The 4,667-nt window shown below is 69.7% G+C and carries 4 protein-coding genes; 1 reads left to right on the top strand and 3 read right to left on the bottom strand.

Going from position 1 to position 4,667, the window contains the following annotated elements; all coding sequences use genetic code 11:
• From GT354_RS19190 to GT354_RS19180, 3 genes are all read right to left on the bottom strand, one after another.
• Positions 1–274: FAD binding domain-containing protein (locus GT354_RS19190; protein WP_346012087.1), on the bottom strand; the 274-nt coding region annotated here is incomplete at its 3' end.
• 248 nt (positions 275–522) lie between these two features.
• Positions 523–1,983, bottom strand: coding sequence for a solute carrier family 23 protein (locus GT354_RS19185; protein WP_161357524.1), 1,461 nt, complete (start codon positions 1,981–1,983; stop codon positions 523–525).
• A gap of 259 nt (positions 1,984–2,242) precedes the next feature.
• The gene (locus GT354_RS19180; protein ID WP_346012086.1) at positions 2,243–3,946 is read right to left on the bottom strand and encodes a PucR family transcriptional regulator ligand-binding domain-containing protein; all 1,704 of its coding nucleotides are present in this window, start codon (positions 3,944–3,946) and stop codon (positions 2,243–2,245) included.
• A 375-nt stretch (positions 3,947–4,321) separates the two neighbouring features.
• Here GT354_RS19180 and GT354_RS19175 point away from each other — a divergent pair.
• Positions 4,322–4,667, top strand: a 346-nt coding sequence (locus tag GT354_RS19175) for a hypothetical protein (protein ID WP_202512047.1), incomplete at its 3' end; no start/stop codon positions are given.

The raw sequence follows: 4,667 nt of genomic DNA, 5'->3' as shown, positions 1-4,667 counted from the left end.
GGACGACCGCGTGTGCGGCGGCGTCCGCCTCGACCTCGGCGTGCCGGGCGAGCGCGCCCACCGCGACGCCGCCGGGGTCGGTGCGGACGTAGGAGAGCTCGGCGACCCCGTTGATGTCGACGAGGTGTGCCGGGGCCGCGAGTCTCATGTTGAGCATGGGGATCAGGCTTTGGCCGCCGGCGAGAACCTTCCCGTCGTGGCCGACCTCGTCGAGAGCGTCGAGGGCCTCGGCCAGACTGGTCGGTGCGTGGTATCGGAACGCCGACGGCTTCACAGTGCTCGTCCTTCCCCTGCTGTCGCTGCGGTAGTGCTGGTTCGTGCGGTGCTGCGGTGTTGCCGTTTCCGCGGTGGTGCGGCCTGGTGCTGCTGCGGTTGTGCTGCCGGTGATTCCGCGTTTTGCGGTTCTTCGGTCGGTGCGGCTCTGCGATTCTGCGGCGCCGCCGGTTGGTGCGGTGGGCGGTTCGGTGTGGTGGTACCGGTTCGGGTGGTGACGTGGGCCGATGCGCGACTACCGATACGTGCTCATCGGGGTGGCTCGGCGTCGACGGTCGACTTTCGCGACTCGGCGGCGCTGTCCGGGTGTTCCTCGACCGTGCCCAGTGACAGCGCGGTGCCGCCTTCGAGTTCGGCGTCGCGCGGTGATTTGGGCTCGCGCATGTGAGCCGGCGCGAGCGCGTGCAGCGCGTGGTAGACGACCAGGGTGACGATCGTGCCCAGGGCGATGCCCTCGATGGTGAAGTCGTCGGAGAACTTGATCGCGACCCCGCCGATGCCGATCACCACGCCCGCGGCGACCGGGACGAGGTTGATCGGGTTGGCGAAGTCGACCTTGTTCTCGATCCAGATCTTCGCGCCGAGCAGGCCGATCATGCCGTACAGCACGACGGTGATCCCGCCGAGCACGCCGCCGGGGGTGGCCGCGATCAGCGCGCCGAACTTGGGACACAGGCCGAACAGCACGGCGACGACGGCGGCCACGTAGTAGGCGGCCGTGGAGTAGACCCGGGTGGCCGCCATGACGCCGATGTTCTCGGCGTAGGTCGTGGTGGGCGAGCCGCCCACCGCGCTGGCCATCACGGTGCCGATGCCGTCCGCGGTGATCGCCTTGCCCAGGCTGCCGTCGAGGTCGGCGCCGGTCATCTCGGAGACCGCCTTGACGTGTCCGGCGTTCTCCGCGATGAGCGCGATCACGGCGGGCAGCGCGACCAGGATGGCCGAGGTCTTGAAGTCCGGGGCGTGCGTGGAAGGAAATCCGAACCAGTCGGCCGAGGTGACCCCGGAGAAGTCGACCCGATCGTGCGCGAATTCCTTGCCGTCGTGCTGACCCGGCTGTACCGAGGTGATCTGCCCGAACCCCTTGTCGAACAGCCACGACAGCACGTAGCCGAAGACCAGGCCGAGGAAGATCGCGATACGCGACCAGAAGCCGCGCAGCAGCACCGTCATCGCGATGACCGCGGTCATCGTCAGGATCGCGATCCACTGGTCCTGCGGCCAATAGGTCTTGGCCACCACGGGCGCGAGGTTGAAGCCGATCAGCAGCACCACGGCGCCGGTGACCACCGGCGGCAGGGCCTTGTTGACGGCCTTGGCGCCGAGCAGGTGGATCAGCACGCCGCACAGCGCGAGCACCGCGCCGGCGATCAGGATCGCGCCGGTGACGTTCGCGCTGGAACCGCCGGACGCCCGGATGGTCGTGACGGCCCCCACGAAGGCCGCGCTGGTACCGAGGTAGCTGGGGATCTTGCCCTTCACGATGAGCAGGAAGACCACCGTGGCCAACCCGGACATCATGATCGCGAGGTTGGGGTCGAGCCCCATCACGACCGGGAACACGAAGGTCGCACCGAACATGGCGACGATGTGTTGCGCCCCGAGGCCGATGGTCCGACCCCACGAGAGTCGTTCGTCGGGGCGTACGACTTCACCCGGAGGTGGGGTGCTGCCGTCCCCGTAGAGTTTCCATCCCAAGCCGAGTGCCATGTTCAGCCGCCTTCCAGGCGTATGGGGGTGCGAGGGCGATTCGCGGTCGCACGACCCGGCACGGTGAGCGCGAACGGGTGTTGTTCGCCGTTCTCGCCACGAGGTTGGGGGAAGGCTATGGATCGGCCGGATGCCCAGGCTTGGGTGATAGGTGACAGAGCTGCCCGGGTGGCGTTGTGAAATTCACCCAAGGTTTGTTGCGCCTTGGTGTCTGCGTATGGATGAAGGTCCATGGGTCTGTCCGTGGGTGCGCACCGCGCTACAGCCCGCGCATGCGGCGGACCTGGAGCGCGAGCATGATGTTGAGCCGCAGATGCGAGTCGGTGGTGAACGCGCCGAGGAGGCGTTCCAGTTTGCCGATCCGATAGCGCAGCGTGTTGTAGTGGAAATGCAGGATGCGCGCGGTCTCGGCGACGTTGAGATTGGTGTCCAGGAGTACCTCCAGGGTGGTGCGCAGGTCGGTGGTCTCCTCGTCCTCGCGCGACGCGAGTTCGCCGAGGGTTTCCCGCATGAAGCTGGTCAGTTCGGCCGAGTCGGGCACGAGGGAGAGCAGGCGGTACACGCCGAGGCTGTCGAAGTCGGCGACCGCGCCGGCGCCGTGCATCTGCCGGCCGACCTTCGCCGCGCGCCGGGCCTGTTCGTACGCCTCCGGCAGCAGCGCGGGATCGGTGACCACGCGGCTGACCCCGGTGGAGAACGAGCGGCGTCCGCCGCCACCGTCCCCGGCGACCTGCGCGACCATGTGCCGCACCGCCTCGCCGGAGGGGGTGCGGCCGTTCGCGCCCATCACCACGACGACTTCCTGGCTGTAGCCGACCACGGCGGCGCGCGGATCGCGTTCGCGGACCACGATGCCCCACGCGGTGGCGAACCGTTCGTGCGCGGGCCGCAGGTCGTCGGTCTCCAGGTCGGGGTTCTCGCCGGGTTCGAGTTGGGCGACCACCACGGTCAGCGGCCGGTCGATGTCCCAGCCCAGTGACGCGCAGTGGCGCACCGTGTGGGCGGGGTCGCCGGCCCGGCCGGCGAGCAGGTCGCGCATGAAGTCGCCTTGATACTTGCTCTCCACCGCGGCGACCGCGAGTTCCTTGGTGATCACCAGCGCCGCGGTGGCGGCGGCCCGTTCCAGTACCTGGATGTCGCTCTCGTCGAAGCCGCGGCCCGACGAGATCAGCACGACCCGGCCGTGGTCGAGCGCGCCGGCCAGGATCGGGACGAGCGCGACGCCGGTGGTCGGGTCGTCCAGGGCCGAGGATCCGTGCCGGTAGCGCTCCACCCGGAAGCGGCCGGTGAGGTCGAACACGCCGCGCCCGTACGGCTTCGCGTCGGCGGGCTCGGACGCCGCGAGGATGCGGCCGTCGGGAGTGGTGACCATGACGGTGCCGGCGAGCAGCCGGCTGAGCTCGTCGGTGATCGCTTCCAGGCCGCCGCCCGCGAGGACCACGCTGACCAGCGCGCGGTGTGCCTCCTCGGAGCGGGCGAGGACGGCCGCCTGGCGGTTGAGGATGTCGGTGAGCACCTGGTTGAGGATGTCGTCGAACGCGACGTCGTCGTCGAGCCGGATGATCGGCAGGCCGACCCGGTCGGCGGCGGCCAGCATGTCGGCCGGCAGTTCGTCGAGGTAGCGTCCGAGCTTGATCCCGACGGCGGCCAATCGGCGCGATTCCAACTCGGTCACCAGGTCGCACAGCGACTGCGGGGTCTCGCGCAACGGGTAGCCGGTGGTCAGCAGTAGCTCGTGCGGCTTGGTCCACGGAAGGATGTCCGGAACTTCCATCACGTTGAGCCGCTGGACGACGCGGTCGAGGCCACGTTCGCCGGCCATCAGCGTCGCGCCGGACAGGCTCGACAGACTCAGCACGTCGCGCACCGAGACACCGCGAACGAGCGTGCCGGTACTGGCGGTTCGAACCTTGGCGTGGACGACTCCGGCGACCGATTCCGGATCGACGGCGGGGTCGATCACGGCGTCGACTCCGCCTTCGGCTCCCTCCTCGACTCCGCCGGTCGTAACGGAGCGTGCGGGGTCGCTTGGCAGATTACGCGAATCAAGTGCACCAAGGCTGGCAACTTTCTCCATTCGAGGACCATAGCCATTGGATTACGTTCACAACAGACATAGAGCCGGTCCGACTGAAGTCGCGACGGTCGAACGGGCACATCCGTACCGACCCGCCCCGGGGGCCCCACCCCCACCGTTCCCGGACGCCGACTTCGTACCGTTTCCCGGGAGGCACGCATCGTGGCAGCACAGCCGCTTCACCTCCGGGACGGCCATGTCGCGGACGCCGGTTTCGGCCGGCGATCGCCGGCCGCGGCGTCCGCTGTGGTGCCGGGCCCGGTGGCCGTTGCAGTGCCGGGCTCGGCGTCCGTAGCGGTGCCGGGCTCGGCGTCCGTTCTGTTGCGCGCCGCGTTGGAACGGCCGGAGCGGCCGGCCACGGTGCTCGGGGTCTTCCCGGCCGCGGTCTACCTCGCCGACGCGGACGGAACCGTCCTGACGGTCTGTACCCACGACGCGGTACGTCTGCCGAACGCCGTCGTCCTGGCGGCCCGCACGAGCGCGTCACCCTTCCCGCGGCTCGGGGCGCCGGTGCCCGCGCCGCCGATGCCCGGTCCGCTCGGCGACGCGCAGTGGAGCGCGCGGGTCGGCGGCGGCGGCGTGACGATCGGCCCGCTGCGGGTGGAGG

It is taken from the genome of Streptomyces sp. SID3343, assembly GCF_009865215.1.
GTDB lineage: Bacteria > Actinomycetota > Actinomycetes > Streptomycetales > Streptomycetaceae > Embleya.
The sequence above is the reverse complement of the archived record's forward strand: the minus strand, read 5'-3'. Positions and strand labels throughout refer to the sequence as shown.

Coding starts and splice junctions, on each gene's coding strand:
- GT354_RS19185 (WP_161357524.1), bottom strand. CDS start 1,983: ATGGCACTCGGCTTGGGATGGAAACTCTACGGGGACGGCAGCACCCCA.